We start from the raw sequence: 15,142 nt of genomic DNA, 5'->3' as shown, positions 1-15,142 counted from the left end.
CGGCCGGGTTCATCGCCACCAGCACGTCCGGCCGGTCGCCCGGAGTCAGGATGTCGTAGTTGGCGAAGTGCAGCTGGAACGAGCTGACCCCGGGCAGCGTGCCGGCAGGGGCGCGGATCTCGGCCGGGAAGTTCGGCAGCGTCGACAGGTCGTTGCCGAAGGTCGCGGTCTCCGAGGTGAACCGGTCACCCGTGAGCTGCATCCCGTCGCCGGAGTCACCCGCGAACCGGATGACGACCCGGTCCTTCGTGATGACATCGTGCTCGCCGCCGGACGGCGTGACGGCGGTGTCGTTGGACGTCATGTCGAGGTCATTCCCCGGTTCGGCTCGGGAACACAAATGTCCGGACGAGGTTAACGCCCGGTATCGCCCAGTGTCCCCGGCCCCAGTGCGACGTCACATGGTCTCCGTTCGTCCGGGCGGAACGGCGCGAGGATGCGGCCGCCCCTACCGCTTGCTGATGCGTGCCTGGAGCGCCGTGACGCGCTCCCGGAACTCCTCCGAGTGTACGGACGCGGCCTGCGCTCTCACCTCGATCTCGGTCGCCTCCTGGTGGGAGATCGCGCCGGAGGTGACGCGCATCGTGGCCTTCGTGGTCTCGATCAGCGACCGCGGCGCGGCGGCCGCCCGCCCGGCCAGCTCCTTGGCCCCGGCGAGAAGGGCCGCGTCGTCGTCGTACCGCCGCCAGACCAGGCCGACGCGCTCCGCCTCGACGGCGTCGAGCACGTCGCAGAACAGGGTCAGGGCCTTGGCCCCCTGGGCGCCGAGTGCCCGGTCGACCATCCAGGTGTAGCCACCGCCGGGGTGCAGGCCGAGCTGCATGAACCGGGCGTCGAACTTCGCCCCGGGGCCGGCGAGACGCAGATCACAGGCGAGCGCAAGGTTGAGACCCGCGCCGACGGCCGCACCGTTGACCGCGGCGACGGTCGGCAGCGGGCACTGCGCGACGGCGAGGAAGCCGGCGTAGACGGTCTTCAGCCGCGCCGGATCGGCCCCCTGCAGCTCGGACAGGTCCCCGCCGGCGCAGAAGGCGGGCGGCTCGCCCGTGATCACCACGGCGCCCACGGCCGGGTCGGCGACCGCCGCGTCGAGCGCGGCGACGAGCTTCTCGGACAGCTCGAGGTTCATCGCGTTGCGGCGGGCCGGGTTGGAGACTGTGAGCAGCGCGACGCCGTCCTCGACCGTCGTGCGGACTTCGGTGGTCATGGAGTGATCCTGACATCCCGGCGGGTTACCGTCCGCCGGTGACCGTGAACGACCGTCCGCTGCCCCACGACCGCGCGCCCCGACCGGGGGAGAAGGTGCGCCGCCACCACGACGGGTGCCTCGGCTGCGGGGACGTCGAGCCCGGGCTGCACCTGAGCTTCGTCGCGGGCGAGGACCTCACCGTCACCTCGGTGCTCGACGTCGGGCACTGGCAGCAGGGCGGGCCCGGGGTCGTCCACGGCGGCGTCGTCGCCGCGGCGCTCGACGAGACGATGGGTGCGCTGCAGGCCTTCTTCGGCCGCCCGGCCGTCACCGCCGAGCTGACCACGAGCTACCGCAGGCCGATCCCGGTGGGCACGCAGCTGCACCTGTGGGCCCGGGTCGAGGAGCGCGAGGGCCGCAAGACCTGGACCACGGGCACCGCGCGGCTCGACGGGCCGGACGGCCCGGTCGCCGCCGAGGGCCGCGGGTTGTTCATCGACATCCGCCGCGACCACTTCGACGGGATGCCCGTGCGCGCCGTGAACCCGTGAGTCCGCTGTGAAGCCGGACGGACCGGAACACCGCCTCCGGACGGGTCGTTGACCCTGCAGGAACCCTGCGGAAGGAGCGGCGAGGCGGTGCACGGTCACGTCAACGGGCACGGTCACCTCAACGGGCTGAAGACGGCGGTCCTGCTGGGCGGGATGAGCGCGCTGGTCCTGCTCGTCGGCGGACTGGTGGCGGGCCGGACCGGGCTGATCATCGCGCTGCTCGTCGCCCTCGGCATGAACGGCTACGCCTACTTCAGCTCGGCGAAGATCGCGCTGCGGGCCATGCACGCGCGGCCGGTCACGGAGGCCGAGGCGCCCGGGCTGTACCGGATCGTGCGCGAGCTGAGCCAGCGGGCGCGGCAGCCGATGCCGCAGCTGTACATCAGCCCCACCAACGCGCCCAACGCCTTCGCCACCGGACGCAACCCGCGCAACGCCGCGGTCTGCGCCACCACCGGCCTGCTCGAGCTGCTCGACGAGCGCGAGCTGCGGGCGGTGCTGGGGCACGAGCTCAGCCACGTCTACAACCGCGACATCCTCATCTCCTGCGTCGCCGGCGCGATGGCGTCGATGATCAGCTTCCTGGCCAACATGGCGATGTTCGCGGGGCTCTTCGGCGGGGGCGACGAGGACCGGCCGAACCCGTTGGCCGTCATCCTGGTCGCGCTGCTGGGGCCGGTCGCCGCGGGCGTCGTGCAGATGGCGGTGAGCCGGTCGCGGGAGTACCAGGCGGACGCATCCGGCGCCGAGCTGACGGGCGACCCCCTCGCGCTGGCGTCGGCGCTGCACAAGCTGCAGTACGGCACGGCGCTCGCGCCGCTGCCGCCCGAGCCCCAGCTCGTGTCGCAGTCGCACCTGATGATCGCGAGCCCCTTCCGGGCGGGCGACCAGATGGCCAAGTGGTTCTCCACGCACCCGCCGATCGAGGACCGGATCCGGCGGCTGCAGGAGATGGCGCGCACGCGCTGACGCGCGGGAAGTGCTGCCGGAGCACCTCGTCCCGCGCTCGGCGGGGTCAGCGCAGCTCGCGGCGCAGGATCTTGCCGCTCACCGTCTTCGGCAGCTCGTCGACGACCTCCACGATCCGCGGGTACTTGTAGGCGGCCATGCGCTCCCGGGCGAAGGCGATCAGCTCGTCCGGGTCCAGCTCGGTGCCGGCCTTGAGCGAGACCACGGCCTTCACGGTCTCGCCGCGGTACTCGTCGGGCACCCCGACCACGGCGGCCTCGCGGACCGCCGGATGCCCGTACAGGACGTCCTCCACCTCGCGCGGCCAGATCTTGTAGCCGCCCGCGTTGATCTGGTCCTTCTTCCGGTCGACCAGGTAGAACCAGCCGTCGGCGTCCATGAACCCGACGTCGCCGGTCCGCAGCTCGCCCTCCGGCAGCGCGTGCGCGGTCTCCTCCGGCTTGTTCCAGTAGCCCGGCACCACCTGCGGACCCGCGATCACGATCTCGCCGACCTCGCCGACGGGGAGGTCGCGGCCCTCGTCGTCGACCACCCGGACCACGGTGTTCGACACCGGCACCCCGACGGACAGCGCGCCCGACGTCGGGTCGACCGGGGCGCGGGCACCGAACGGGCCCACGTGGCTCGGGCTCGTCGTCTCGGTCAGCCCGTAGGCGTTGTGGATGTACGGGCCGACCCTGCGCTCGAAGGCGTCCACGACCGCCGGCGCGACGGGCGCCCCGCCGCTGTAGACCTTCGTCAGCGAGGAGAGGTCCCGGGTGGCCGCGTCGGGATGCTCCATCAGCGCGATGTACACGGGGATCGCGCCGACCACGAACGTGGCGTGCCAGCGCTCGATCAGTTCGAGGACGGTGCCGGCGTCGAACCGGAAGCCCAGCACCACCGGCGCGCCGGTCAGCGCGGCGACGGCGAGGTGGCCGATCAGCCCGGTGATGTGGAAGAGCGGGGCCACGCCGAGGATCACGTCGTCCGGGCCGAGGTGGATCCAGTCCCGGTAGGTCATGGCGTTGAAGACGACGTTGCGGTGCGTGTTCGTCGCGCCCTTCGGCGGGCCGGTCGTGCCCGAGGTGTAGGTGAAAAAGGCGACGTCGTCCGGGCCCGGCTCGGGGACCGCGGGCGGCGGGTCGCCTTCGTGCTGGGCGATCAGATCCTGCAGGTCGAGGGCGGTGGCGGGGCGCTGGCGGCTGCTGCCGGCCAGCAGGCCGGGGACGTCGTCGTCGCCCAGGGGGTCGAGCTCCGAGGTCGTGACCAGGGTGCGGACGGCGGTCGACGGCTGCACCTGCAGTGCCACGGGGTGCAGCGACTCCAGCGCCACGAGCACCGAGGCGCCCGAGTCGGCGAGGATCACCTGCAGCTCGCGCTCGCGCAGCATCGGGTTGACCGGCACCACGATGCCGCCGGCCTTCCACACGCCGAGCATCACGACGGCCCACTGCGGGACGTTCTGCAGGTAGACCGCCACGCGGTCGCCGGGTGCCAGGCCGAGCGCGACCAGTCCGGCGGCGAGCGCGTCGGAGTCGGCGTCGACCTCGCCGACCGTGCGGGTGGTGTGGAAGTAGTGGAGGAAGGGGCGTTCGGGGATCGCCTTCGCGGTCGCCCGCCACATCGCGAGGGCGGAGGGGAACTCCGGCTCGACGTCGGCCGGGACGCCCTCGTCGTACCGGGCGAGCCACGGACGGTCCGCGTAGGTGGTCATGACCGACAGTGAACCGCGTGGTGTGACTCCTGTCACTCATGTCCGCGGTCCCGGTTCTGTCGGTGGGGCGCGGCATGCTGTGCGCGTGCTGTCGACCACCAGTGAGTACGGCCTGCTGGGTGTGCGGGACGTCGACTTCCGGCTGGACCGGTACCTGCCGTCGCCGGACCTCGCCGAGCTCGTCGAGCGGCACTGGGTGGTCACGTGGGCACTGCCGCCCGGGCGCCGGGCGTCGGTCACGCTGCTGCCGCACCCGTGCGTCAACGTGGTGCTCGACCGCGGGATGCTCGCGGTCGCCGGGGTCGGGCGGGAGCGGTTCACCTACGTCTACACCGGCGAGGGGCGCGTGTTCGGCACCAAGTTCCGGCCGGGCGCGTTCCTGCCCTTCCTGGGGCGGCCCGTCTCCACGATCACGGACGTCACGATGCCCGCCGCGCGCCTGTGGGGGGCGCCGGCGGACGCGCTCGCGGCGTCGATGACCGGGTCGGTGCCCGAGCTGATCGCGCAGACGGAAGGGTTCCTACGGGCGCGGTGGCCGGAGCCGGACCCGCAGGTCGCGGTGGTCGGGCGGATCGTCGCGGCCCTGCTCCGCGACCGGGAGGTGGCGCGCGTCGAGGACATCGTCGCGCGGTTCGGCATCCCGGCCCGGACGTTGCAGCGGCTGTTCGCCCGGTACGTCGGGGTGAGTCCGAAGTGGGTGCTGCGCCGCTACCGGCTGCACGAGGCGGCGGCCCGGCTCGCGGAGGAGCAGGACCGGCCCTGGGCGGAGGTGGCCGCGGAGCTGGGGTACTTCGACCAGTCGCACTTCATCCGGGACTTCGGCGCGGCGATCGGGCTGACGCCGGCCGCGTACGCGCAGGCCTGTCGCCGGCGCGAGGAACCGGTCAGCGCCTAGGTTTCTGTTCGCAATCCAGCTAGGGTGGAGCGCACCGACCGAGGAGGAGCCGATGACGGACGTCCAGCCCGCCCTGAACGAGCGCACCCACCGCTGGGAGGACCCGGCCGGCATGGCCGCGGCCGCCGGGATGGACGGGCTGTCGGTCCTGCGGGCGGTCATGTCCGGCGAGCTGCCCGCCCCGCCGATCGCGGGCCTGCTGGGCTTCGACCTGGAGTCGGTCGACGAGGGCCGGGCGGTGTTCACCCTCGAACCGGGGGACTACCACTACAACCCGCTCGGCTCGGTCCACGGCGGCGTCTACGCGACCCTGCTGGACTCGGCGCTGGGCTGCGCGGTCCACACCACGCTCCCCGCCGGCGTCCGCTACACGAGCCTCGACCTGGACGTGAAGTTCCTGCGCCGCATCACCACCGCCACCGGCCTGGTCCGCGCCACGGGCTGGGTCGTGCACGGCGGCCACAGCACCGCCCTCGCCCGCGCCGACCTCCGTGACCAGGCGGGGACGCTGCTCGCCGAGGGCAGCTCCAGCTGCATGATCTTCCGCTGAACACGCGGGCCCGCGGGTGATCCCCGGGCCGACCGGTGGGGCACACTCGTCGCGTGGCAGACGACGACACCTCCACCGCCCTCCCGCAGACCTGCGTCCGGTGCGGGCAGGTCGCCCTGCTGCGGATCGTCGGGCGCTGCGGCGACTGCATCGGCACCCTCGGACTCGCGGGCGGCGACGAGTACGCGGCCTGGCGGGCCGAGGTGAAGGCGGAGTTCGGGGCGAAGTAGGGCAGCTCCTTTACTCACTTTTGACGAACCGTCGAGGACGGGAGTAATTCCCTGCTCCGTTCGGTCGAACGTCTGGGCGCCACCCCCGACCGACCGGAGCACGGATGTCTCTCTCGCCCAGCCAGGACCACCAGCCCGACACCACCCCGCCGAGCGGGTCGCCCGACGTCCAGGCCCCACAGTCCGGGACCCGCCGGCGGCTGAGTACCCCGTCAATCGTCTACGGCGGCCTCGGAGTACTCGCGGTCCTCATCGTCGTCCTGGTCGCTGTCGGGGTCATTGACAAGGAGGGCCGGAGCCCGGCGGCGGCACCTGCTGCTCCCACCACGACCGTCAACACGGATCCTTGCGCCCGAACTGCCTGCGGGACCGTGCCGAACCTCGTCGGGCTGACGGCGCCCCGGGCGCGTCAGGTCCTGACGCAGGCCGGGTTCACGGTGCCGTCCGATCTGGCGCGCCTCGGTGAGGAATCGACGGTCACCCGCCAGTACCCGTCCGCGCTGCTCAAGGTGCCGACCTCGACGCTGCTCAGCCTGACCTACTACGCGCCGCCGGCGCCGGCCCGGGCGATCACCGCTCGGGACTGGGCACTGATCGCGAAGTCCCCGGATGCCCACGTCGGTGAGCGCATCGTCGCCTACGGCCAGGTCACCCAGTTCGACGCCGCGACCGGCACGTCGGCCTTCCGCGCGAACGTCGACGGCGTGGTCCACAAGCCGTCGTACGGCTACGTCGACTACGAGACCAACACGTTCCTGAACGAGAGCGGCACGCTCTTCGCCCAGCTGGTCAAGGGCGACCTGTTCCGGGCGGAGGTCACGGTGACGGGTTCCTACTCGTACTCGACGACCATGGGCGGCACCATGACCGTGCCGCAGCTGCAGGTCACCGCCATCAATGTCACCGGAACCGCGAAGTGAGCGCGGCACCCGTGGACCCTCGGGCGAACAACTCGCCGCGTCGGGGACGGAACGTCATGCTGGCCGTCGCGGTCCTCGGGCTGCTCGCCGTGGTGGCGGTGGGGGTCGTCGTGAACCTCGGGTCCGCGCCGTCGCCGTTCGTCACGGAGCCGGCGCGGTCGCTGACCGCGCGGGACTGGGCGCTGATCGCGAAGGACCCGGAGGCGCACTCGGGCGAGCGCGTCGTGGTGTACGGCGTGGTCACGCAGTTCGACAGTGCGACGGGCACCAAGCGCTTCCGCGCCGAGGTCGACGGTGTCCCGGAGGAGGACTCGGTCCTCGGGTCGAACACGATCCTGACCGGCAGCGGGCGTGCGCTCGACCCGGTCGTCGAGGGTGACCTCTTCACCGCCGAGGTGACGGTGCTGGGCGCGGCGAGCTACGACACCGCGCTCGGCGGCAGCACCACGGCGCCGGAGCTGGAGGTCGACACGATCACGGTGACCGGGCACATCGGCTGACACCAAGTGCCTGCCTCACGCCCGGAACTCCCGACTCGCGGTGTCAGAACTCCCGACTCGCGGTGTCAGAGCTCCCGACTCGCGGTGTCAGAGCTCCCGACTCGCGGTGTCAGAGCTCCCGACTCGCGGTGTCAGAGCTCCCGACTCGCGGGGATCGGGCGACGGTCTGGCACGCGTTTCGCGGCGAGGGAAGAATTCTTCCTGCGACTGTCCCTGACGGCCGGTCCCCGTTCGTCCCTCGGGTGACGCCGGACCCCGCCGGCGCGAGAGATCCAGGAGGATCCGATGCCTCAGTACGCAGCCCTCATCTACGCCGCCGACGTCGACTGGAGCCGCCCGGAGTTCGCGGACGTCACGAAGGAGTACGGCGCGTTCGGCGAGGCCGCGGCCGCCGTCATCCGCGGCGGCGCCGCGCTCTACCCGACCGGCACCGCCACGACCGTGCGCGTGCGGGGCGGCAAGGGCGGCGACGTCGTCACGACGGACGGGCCCTACGCCGAGACCAAGGAGGCCCTGACCGGCTTCTACCTGCTCGAGTGCGCGGATCTCGACGAGGCCGTGAAGTGGGCCGCGCAGCTCCCGGGCGCCTGGGACGGCGCGATCGAGGTCCGGCCGGTGATCGATTTCGGGTCGCAGGCCGGGTGACCGACCAGCCGGCCCGCGCGGCCCTCGTCCGCCTCGTGCGTGACGAGGGCCGCCGGGTCCTGGCGACGCTCGTCCGGCAGCTCGGCGACCTCCCGCTCGCCGAGGACGCGGTGCAGGACGCGACGCTGCGGGCCCTGGAGACCTGGCCCCGCGACGGCGTCCCCGAGCAGCCCCGCGCCTGGCTCACCCTGACCGCCCGCCGCCGGGCGATCGACCTGCTGCGCCGGGAGGCCGTGCGGCCGGGGAAGGAGGCGCTCGCCGTGGTGCCCGAGGACCCGCCCCCGCCCGAGGTGGTGCGCGACGACCTGCTCCGGCTGATCTTCGTCTGCTGTCACCCGGCACTCGCCCACGAGACGCAGGTGGCGCTGGCGCTGCGCACGCTGTGCGGGCTGTCGGTCGCCGAGGTCGGGCAGGCGCTGCTCGTGCCGGAGGAGACGATGGCGAAGCGCCTGACACGGGCGCGCCAGAAGATCGCGAAGGCCGCGATCCCGTACCGCGTCCCGGACGCCCACGAGCTGCCCGACCGGCTGCGCGGCGTGCTCGCGACGGTGTACCTGCTGTTCACGGAGGGCTACGACCCGGTCGGAGAGGTCCGCCCGACCCTCGTCGACGAGGCCGTCCGGCTCACCCGGCTGCTGCAGGAGCTGATGCCGGGCGAGCCGTCGGTGCTCGGGCTGCTGGCACTGGAGCTGCTCACCGACTCGCGCCGCGAGGCCCGGCGCGACGCCGCCGGCCTGCCCGTGCTGCTCGCCGACCAGGACCGCTCGCGCTGGCGCAAAGAGCTGATCGAGGAGGGCGTGCGGCTGGTCGGGGAGGGCCTGCGGCGCAGCCCCGGCCGGCCCGATCCGTACGTGGTGCAGGCGGCGATCGCGGCGTGCCACGCCCTGGCTCCGACCTGGGCGGACACCGACTGGTCGGCGGTCGTGTCCTGGTACGACGTGCTGGTGGAGGTCGAGGACACGCCGGTCGTCCGGCTGAACCGGGCGGCCGCGCTGGCCGAGCGGGACGGGCCGGCCGCCGGGCTGGAGGCGGTCGACGCCGTCGCCGGGCTGGAGCGCTACCCGCTCCGGCACGCGGCCCGGGCCGAGCTCCTCGACCGGCTGGGCGACCGCGTCGCGGCCCGCGCGGCCTACGACGCCGCGCTCGCCCTCCCGCAGGATCCCGCCCAGGCCGCCCAGCTCCGCCGTCGTCGCGACCGTACGGCCGGACCGATGCCCTGACGGGACCGTCCCAGGGACCGGACGGCCGACGGACCTAGACCGACACCGCGACCAGCTCGTCGGCGATCCAGCGGGCGACGCCGTCCGGGTAGGGGCTCGGCAGGCCGAGGACGACGTGCCGGAAGCCGGCCCCGAGCGCCTCGTCGATCGCCGCCCGCGCCACGTCGGGCCGGTCGTAGGAGACGGGCAGGTGGACCGACCGGACGATCGAGGAGGGGTCCCGGCCGATCTCGGCGCAGTAGCGGTCCAGCAGGGCGCTGCGCTCCACGCAGTCGGCGATGTCCCCGCCGGGGATGTTCCAGAGGTCGGCGTGCTCCGCGACGACGCGCAGCGTGGCCGCCGCCCGACCGCCGATCATGATCGGCGGATGGGGCCGCTGGATCGGCTTCGGGTTGCCGAGGGCGTCGCGGAGCTGCACGTACGTGCCGTCGAAGTCGAACGGCGCGTCCTCCGTCCACAGTCGCTTGATCGCGGTGCACGCCTCCGCGAGGCTCCCCACGGCGTGCGCGGTGTCGTGGAAGGGCAGGCCGTGCGCCTCGTACTCGCGCCGGGCCAGCGGATGGCCCGGGCGTGACCCGACGCCGATCCCGAAGTCGAGCCGACCGCCGGAGACGACGTCGACGGTCGTGGCGATCTTGGCCAGCACTGCGGGCGGCCGGAACCGGTTGCTCGTCACCAGCAGCCCGAGGCGCAGCCGATGGGTCTGCGCGGCGAGGGCGGACAGCAGCGTCCAGCCCTCGAGGACCGGGCCGTCCGGGTCGCCGCCGATCGGCATCAGGTGGTCGAACAGCCACGCGTGCTCGATCTCCGGGATCGCGTCGGCCTCGCGCCAGACCCGCAGGACGTCCTGGTACCCGACCTGCATCGGCGCGGTCATGATCCCGAAGCGCGGGCGGGCCGGCGCATCGGTGGTGCTCACGGCGGTGTGCGGCATGAGCTCGTCCCCTCTCCGAGGGCGGTCTGTCATGATGAGGGCAGAAGCGGAACCTTGTTCCGCCAACGATACGGAACGACGTTCCGGTTGTCGAGGAGGGAGTGGGTGCAGGCATGGGCGGGCAGTCCCCGCGCAGGCGTGCCGACGCGCGGCGCAACGAGAAGGCGCTGCTCGACGCGGCGGCCGAGGTCTTCGTCGGCGCCGGGGTGAACGCGCCGGTCCGGGACATCGCGACCCGGGCCGGCGTCGGGACGGGCACGATCTACCGGCACTTCCCGACGCGGGCGGACCTGATCATCGCGGTGTACCGGCACCAGGTCGAGGCCTGTGCCGAGGCCGGTCCGGCCCTGCTGGCGAGCAGCGACACCCCGTACGCCGCCCTGGCGCACTGGATCGACCGGTTCGTCGACTTCCTGGTCACGAAGCACGGGCTCGCCGCCGTGTTGCGCTCCGACGACGCCGGCTTCGACGCGTTGCACGCCTCCTTCCTCGACCGCCTCGTCCCCGTCTGCGCCCGGCTGCTCGACGCCGCGGCCGCAGCCGGCGAGGTCCGGTCCGACCTCGAGGCCTACGAGCTCATGCGGGCCGTCGGAAACCTCTGCATCGGCGCCGAGGACGACCCCCGCTACGACGCGCGCCGGCTGGTCGGGCTCCTCGTCGCCGGCCTGCGTCCGTCCCCGTAGGACCTTCACGCCCGGAGCACCGTGTGTTCCGGGGCGCACCGGGTAGTCGCAGGGGGAGCGTCCGCACCCCTGAGGAGGTCCGCATGGCCGAGACCGTCGGCGACCACGTCCTGCGCCGTCTGCGCGAGTGGGGGGTGGAGCAGGTCTTCGCCTATCCCGGGGACGGGATCAACGGGATCGTGGCGGCCTTCGGGAAGGCCGACGACTCGCCGCGGTTCATCCAGTCGCGCCACGAGGAGATGTCGGCGTTCGAGGCGGTCGGGTACGCGAAGTTCTCCGGCCGGCCCGGGGTGTGCATGGCGACGTCCGGGCCGGGGGCGATCCACCTGCTCAACGGCCTGTACGACGCCAAGCTCGACCACGTGCCGGTGGTGGCGATCGTGGGGCAGACCGAGCGCAGCGCGATGGGCGGGGCGTACCAGCAGGAGGTGGACCTGCAGGCGTTGTTCAAGGACGTGGCCTCGGACTACCTGGTCGAGGTGAACGTGCCGCAGCAGCTGCCGAACGCGATCGACCGCGCCTTCCGCACCGCGCTGACCCGCCGCGCCCCCACGGCGGTGATCATCCCGAGCGATCTGCAGACCGAGACCTGGGAGCCGCCGGCGCACGAGTTCAAGCAGGTTCCGTCGAGCACGCCGGGGCTGCTGGCGCCGACCGTCGTCCCGGACGACACCGACGTGGCCGCGGCGGCGGAGATCCTGAACGCGGGGGAGAAGGTCGCGATCCTGGTCGGGCAGGGTGCCCGTGGGGCCGCGGCCGAGGTCACCGAGGTCGCCGACGTCCTCGGGGCGGGGGTGGCCAAGGCGCTGCTGGGCAAGGACGTGCTGCCCGACACCGAGGCGTGGGTGACCGGCGCGATCGGGCTGCTGGGGACGCGGCCGAGCTACGAGCTGATGCGGGACTGCGACACGTTGTTGATCGTGGGCTCGAACTTCCCGTACTCGCAGTTCCTGCCCGAGTACGGCAAGGCGCGCGCGGTGCAGATCGACCTGGACGGCGCGCTGATCGGGATGCGGTACCCGACCGAGGTCAACATCGTGGCCGACGCCGCCGCGGCGCTGCGGGCGTTGCTGCCCCGGCTGACCCGCAAGACCGACCGCGGCTGGCGGGAGACCGTCGAGAAGAACGTGGCGGGCTGGTGGGAGACCATGGAGCAGCAGGCCATGGTGGCGGCCGACCCGGTGAACCCGATGCGGGTGGTGTGGGAGCTGTCGCAGCGGCTGCCCGAGGACGCGATCGTGACCGCCGACTCCGGGTCGGCGGCCAACTGGTACGCCCGCCAGCTGCGGATCCGCGGGTCGGTGCGCGGCTCGTTGTCCGGGACGCTGGCCACGATGGGCCCGGCCGTGCCGTACGCCATCGGCGCCAAGTTCGCCCACCCCGACCGGCCGGCGATCGCGATCACCGGCGACGGGGCGATGCAGATGAACGGCATGGCCGAGCTGCTGACGATCGCGCGGTACCGGGAGCGGTGGGCCGACCAGCGGCTGGTGGTCTGCGTGCTGCACAACAACGACCTCAACCAGGTGACCTGGGAGCTGCGGGCGATGGGCGGGGCGCCGAAGTTCGAGGAGTCGCAGTCGCTGCCCGACGTCTCCTACGCCGACTTCGCCCGTGGGCTCGGGCTGGAGGCGATCACGGTGCGGGATCCGGACGAGCTCGGCCCGGCCTGGGAGCGGGTGCTCACGGCGGACCGGCCCGCGGTGCTCGACGTGTACTGCGACCCGGAGGTTCCGCCGATCCCGCCGCACGCCACCGTCGACCAGGCGAAGTCCGCGCTGGAGGCGGTGCTCAAGGGCGACCCGTCCGCGGCCCACCTCGTCGTCGAGGGCGCCAAGACCAAGCTCCAGGAGTTCATCCCCGGGCGGAGGTGACCCGGCTCGCCGGAGGGCCCGCGCGGGCCCACGCCCACTAGACTCCTCGCGTGCGTGCGACGGGACCGGTCGACGAGGCCCGTGGCCTCGGCCCGGGCGGACACTTCTGCCTGGCGTTCGACGACCGCGCCGAGTTCCGGCGACAGGCCGCCGGGTTCCTGCGCGAGGGTCTCGGGCTGGGTGAGCGGGTGCTCTACGTGGCCGACGCCCCCGAGGCGGAGCTGGCCGAGGTCGCCGCGGAGCTCGGCGCCGGGGCACGCCCGGGTGCCGTCGAGGTCGTCGCCGTGCGGTCGGTGTACGGCGCCGACGAGGTCGTCGACCCGGACGCCCAGGTCAGCACCTACGCCGTCGCCACGGACGCCGCCCTCGCGGACGGGTTCACCGGCCTGCGCGTGGCCGCCGAGATCACCGTCCTGGTGCGCGGCGCGGAGCAGCGCGACGCGTTCGCGCGCTACGAGCAGCGCATCGACCGGTACATGACCGGGCACCCGTTCTCCGCGGTCTGCGCCTACGACCGGCGCGTCCTCGGGGCGGCCGCCGTCGCCGAGCTGGCCTGCGTGCACCCGGCCGCCAGCCCCGGCGCCACCCCCTTCCACTTCTTCGCCCGCGAGGGCGTCGGCGCCGTGCTCGGCGGCGAGATCGACCGCACCGGCCGTGCGCTGCTCGCCCGCACGCTCGACCGCGCCGAGCTCGGCCCGCTCGGCGACGAGCTGGTCGTCGACGCCGCGGAGCTCGGCTTCCTCGACCACCGCGGGCTGCTCCTGCTCGACGAGCTGGGCCGCCGCGAGGAGGTCGTCGTCGCCCTGCGCGGCGCCCCGGGCGTCGTCGGGCGGATGGCCGGGCTGCTGGAGCTCGCGCGGGTCCGTGTCGACGTCGTGGACCCGGCGGCATGAGGACCGGGCCGGCGGGCACGGCGGGGTACCACCACGAGGTGGTGCTCCACGGCGCCGACGAGGAGTTCCTGGCCGTCGTCGCGCCGTTCGTGCGGGAGGGCGTGGCGGCCGGCGAGCCCACCATCGTCGCACTGGGGGAGCACGAGGCCGCGCTGCTCCGGCGGGCCCTGCCCCGGGGCAACGGGGTGTCCTGGCTCTCCGCCGCAGCGCAGTACCGGACACCCGCGTCGGCCATCCGCACCTACCGTGAGCAGTTCGCGGAGGCGGTCGGCTCCGGCGTGCCACAGGTCCGGCTGGTCGGGAAGGTGCCGCGCCCCGGGCACGGGGCCTCCTGGGGCGGGTGGCTGCGCTACGAGGCCGCGGTCAACCAGGCCTTCGCGACCTTCCCCGTCTGGTCGCTGTGCTCGTACGACACCCGGACCACGCCCCGCCCGGTCCTCGACGACGTCGTCCGGACCCATCCCCACCTCGTCGGGCCGGACGGCACGCGGCGGCCAAACCCGGGCTTCGTCGACCCGGAGGAGGTCCTGGCCGAGGGCCTGCGGGCGCCGCTGCCCGCGGAGCCGGGCGCGCCCGCCCTCGTCCTCGACGACCCGAGCCCCGCCACGGCCCGGCACGCGCTGCTCGGCCTCGCCGTCCGGCTGGACCGCGACGAGCTGGAGGATCTGGTCCTCGCGCTGAGCGAGGTCGTCGACAACGCGTGGGTGCACGGCGCCCCGCCGGTCCGGGTCGCGGTCTGGACCGGCGAGCGGACCGTGGTCACGGTGACCGACACCGGGGCCGGCCCGAGCGACCCCTACGCCGGCCTGCTCCCGGCCAAGGGCAGCGCGACGGCCGGGCTCGGGCTGTGGATGGCCCACCAGCTCGGCCGGGAGGTCAGCCTGCACCGCGGACCCGGGGGCTTCACGGTGCGGATGACCGCCGGCCCCTCCTGAACCCGGTCAGGGCTCGACCACGTTCGTGATCTTGGTCGCGTTCTCCGGGGTGGCCTGGAACTGCTGCAGCACCTGCTGGATCTTCTGCGTCCCCTCGGCGCCGGCCGGGTAGGGCTTGTTCTGCTCGAGGATCTGCGCCCAGTTCTCCGGGTCGTCCACACCGTTGGTGCGCAGGGCCGCGGCCAGGTCCTTCTCCGACGACGAGCTGATCGACGTCTTCACGGGCTGGCCCGGGGCGGCGGTGACCGTGTTGTCCACGCCCGGCTGGTCACTGCCGCTGCGCGACCCGCCCGCACAGCCGGCCAGGGCGAGCGCGGCCAGGCCGGCGAGCACGCCCGCCACGATCCGGCGCGTCGGCGCCGTGGTCCTGCTGCTGGTGGTCATTCGGGCACTCCTCCGGCGTCGGTGACGGCGGGGAGGTACCCGGGACCACGCCGGGGACACCTCGGGAAGATCGC

Annotated in this window: 17 protein-coding genes and 1 pseudogene; 13 read left to right on the top strand and 5 right to left on the bottom strand. The window is 73.5% G+C overall.

Annotated elements, in window-relative coordinates; translation table 11 throughout:
* Both PKE99_RS36400 and PKE99_RS36395 read right to left on the bottom strand, forming a co-directional pair.
* Nucleotides 1-304 (bottom strand): annotated as a pseudogene (locus tag PKE99_RS36400) (2-oxoacid:acceptor oxidoreductase subunit alpha); the annotation flags it as partial.
* A 144-nt stretch (nt 305-448) separates the two neighbouring features.
* Nucleotides 449-1,207, bottom strand: coding sequence for an enoyl-CoA hydratase (locus tag PKE99_RS36395; protein WP_037054337.1), 759 nt, complete (start codon nt 1,205-1,207; stop codon nt 449-451).
* A gap of 38 nt (nt 1,208-1,245) precedes the next feature.
* Here PKE99_RS36395 and PKE99_RS36390 point away from each other — a divergent pair, with 38 nt between their 5' ends.
* Nucleotides 1,246-1,740, top strand: a complete 495-nt coding sequence (locus PKE99_RS36390) for a hotdog domain-containing protein (protein ID WP_051738371.1) — start codon at nt 1,246-1,248, stop codon at nt 1,738-1,740.
* Between the two features lie 87 nt (nt 1,741-1,827).
* Nucleotides 1,828-2,709, top strand: a complete 882-nt coding sequence (htpX, locus tag PKE99_RS36385) for a zinc metalloprotease HtpX (RefSeq protein WP_037054340.1) — start codon at nt 1,828-1,830, stop codon at nt 2,707-2,709.
* 46 nt (nt 2,710-2,755) lie between these two features.
* On the opposite strand, the gene PKE99_RS36380 is transcribed toward htpX, so the two are convergent.
* The gene (locus tag PKE99_RS36380) at nt 2,756-4,405 is read right to left on the bottom strand and encodes a class I adenylate-forming enzyme family protein (protein ID WP_037054343.1); all 1,650 of its coding nucleotides are present in this window, start codon (nt 4,403-4,405) and stop codon (nt 2,756-2,758) included.
* 85 nt (nt 4,406-4,490) lie between these two features.
* On the opposite strand from PKE99_RS36380, the gene PKE99_RS36375 reads away from it, so the two are divergent.
* From PKE99_RS36375 to PKE99_RS36345, 7 genes are all read left to right on the top strand, one after another.
* The gene (locus PKE99_RS36375; protein ID WP_197040911.1) at nt 4,491-5,300 is read left to right on the top strand and encodes an AraC family transcriptional regulator; all 810 of its coding nucleotides are present in this window, start codon (nt 4,491-4,493) and stop codon (nt 5,298-5,300) included.
* A 52-nt stretch (nt 5,301-5,352) separates the two neighbouring features.
* On the top strand, nt 5,353-5,850 hold the full coding sequence (locus PKE99_RS36370) for a PaaI family thioesterase (RefSeq protein WP_037054349.1): 498 nt from the start codon (nt 5,353-5,355) through the stop codon (nt 5,848-5,850).
* A gap of 53 nt (nt 5,851-5,903) precedes the next feature.
* Complete coding sequence (locus tag PKE99_RS36365) at nt 5,904-6,080, top strand: hypothetical protein (RefSeq protein WP_156068105.1); 177 nt, start codon at nt 5,904-5,906, stop codon at nt 6,078-6,080.
* Between the two features lie 104 nt (nt 6,081-6,184).
* Complete coding sequence (locus PKE99_RS36360) at nt 6,185-7,000, top strand: PASTA domain-containing protein (RefSeq protein WP_231498514.1); 816 nt, start codon at nt 6,185-6,187, stop codon at nt 6,998-7,000.
* A 56-nt stretch (nt 7,001-7,056) separates the two neighbouring features.
* Complete coding sequence (locus PKE99_RS36355) at nt 7,057-7,500, top strand: hypothetical protein (RefSeq protein WP_051738373.1); 444 nt, start codon at nt 7,057-7,059, stop codon at nt 7,498-7,500.
* A 285-nt stretch (nt 7,501-7,785) separates the two neighbouring features.
* Nucleotides 7,786-8,145 carry a YciI family protein gene (locus tag PKE99_RS36350; RefSeq protein ID WP_037054352.1) on the top strand — a complete coding sequence of 120 codons (360 nt, stop codon included), beginning with the start codon at nt 7,786-7,788 and terminating at the stop codon, nt 8,143-8,145.
* Nucleotides 8,142-9,365 (top strand): RNA polymerase sigma factor, encoded by a 1,224-nt coding sequence (locus PKE99_RS36345; RefSeq protein ID WP_037054355.1) that lies wholly within the window; start codon nt 8,142-8,144, stop codon nt 9,363-9,365. Before PKE99_RS36350 ends, PKE99_RS36345 begins: the two co-directional genes overlap by 4 nt.
* Before the next feature lie 34 nt (nt 9,366-9,399).
* Here PKE99_RS36345 and PKE99_RS36340 read toward each other — a convergent pair whose 3' ends face one another.
* Nucleotides 9,400-10,299: an LLM class flavin-dependent oxidoreductase gene (locus tag PKE99_RS36340; protein WP_051738374.1), complete on the bottom strand. Its 900-nt coding sequence runs from the start codon at nt 10,297-10,299 to the stop codon at nt 9,400-9,402.
* A gap of 113 nt (nt 10,300-10,412) precedes the next feature.
* Between PKE99_RS36340 and PKE99_RS36335 the strand changes: the two genes are divergently transcribed.
* The 4 genes from PKE99_RS36335 (at nt 10,413) to PKE99_RS36320 (ending at nt 14,684) form a co-directional block, all read left to right on the top strand.
* Nucleotides 10,413-10,982, top strand: coding sequence for a TetR/AcrR family transcriptional regulator (locus PKE99_RS36335; RefSeq protein ID WP_197040912.1), 570 nt, complete (start codon nt 10,413-10,415; stop codon nt 10,980-10,982).
* Between the two features lie 83 nt (nt 10,983-11,065).
* Complete coding sequence (locus PKE99_RS36330) at nt 11,066-12,856, top strand: thiamine pyrophosphate-requiring protein (protein ID WP_037054360.1); 1,791 nt, start codon at nt 11,066-11,068, stop codon at nt 12,854-12,856.
* Nucleotides 12,857-12,906: 50 nt separating this feature from the next.
* Nucleotides 12,907-13,749, top strand: a complete 843-nt coding sequence (locus tag PKE99_RS36325) for an MEDS domain-containing protein (protein ID WP_037054362.1) — start codon at nt 12,907-12,909, stop codon at nt 13,747-13,749.
* Entirely contained in the window at nt 13,746-14,684 is a 939-nt protein-coding gene (locus PKE99_RS36320) for a sensor histidine kinase (RefSeq protein WP_037054364.1), read from the top strand. The genes PKE99_RS36325 and PKE99_RS36320 overlap by 4 nt, the downstream gene beginning before the upstream one ends.
* A 6-nt stretch (nt 14,685-14,690) precedes the next feature.
* On the opposite strand, the gene PKE99_RS36315 is transcribed toward PKE99_RS36320, so the two are convergent.
* Nucleotides 14,691-15,068 carry a hypothetical protein gene (locus PKE99_RS36315; RefSeq protein WP_037054366.1) on the bottom strand — a complete coding sequence of 126 codons (378 nt, stop codon included), beginning with the start codon at nt 15,066-15,068 and terminating at the stop codon, nt 14,691-14,693.
* Nucleotides 15,069-15,142: the final 74 nt, after the last annotated feature.

Source organism: Pseudonocardia halophobica (assembly GCF_027922425.1).
In the GTDB taxonomy this organism is placed as follows: domain Bacteria; phylum Actinomycetota; class Actinomycetes; order Mycobacteriales; family Pseudonocardiaceae; genus Pseudonocardia; species Pseudonocardia halophobica.
Note: the sequence above shows the minus strand (reverse complement) of the source record. Positions and strands in the feature narration are given on the sequence as shown.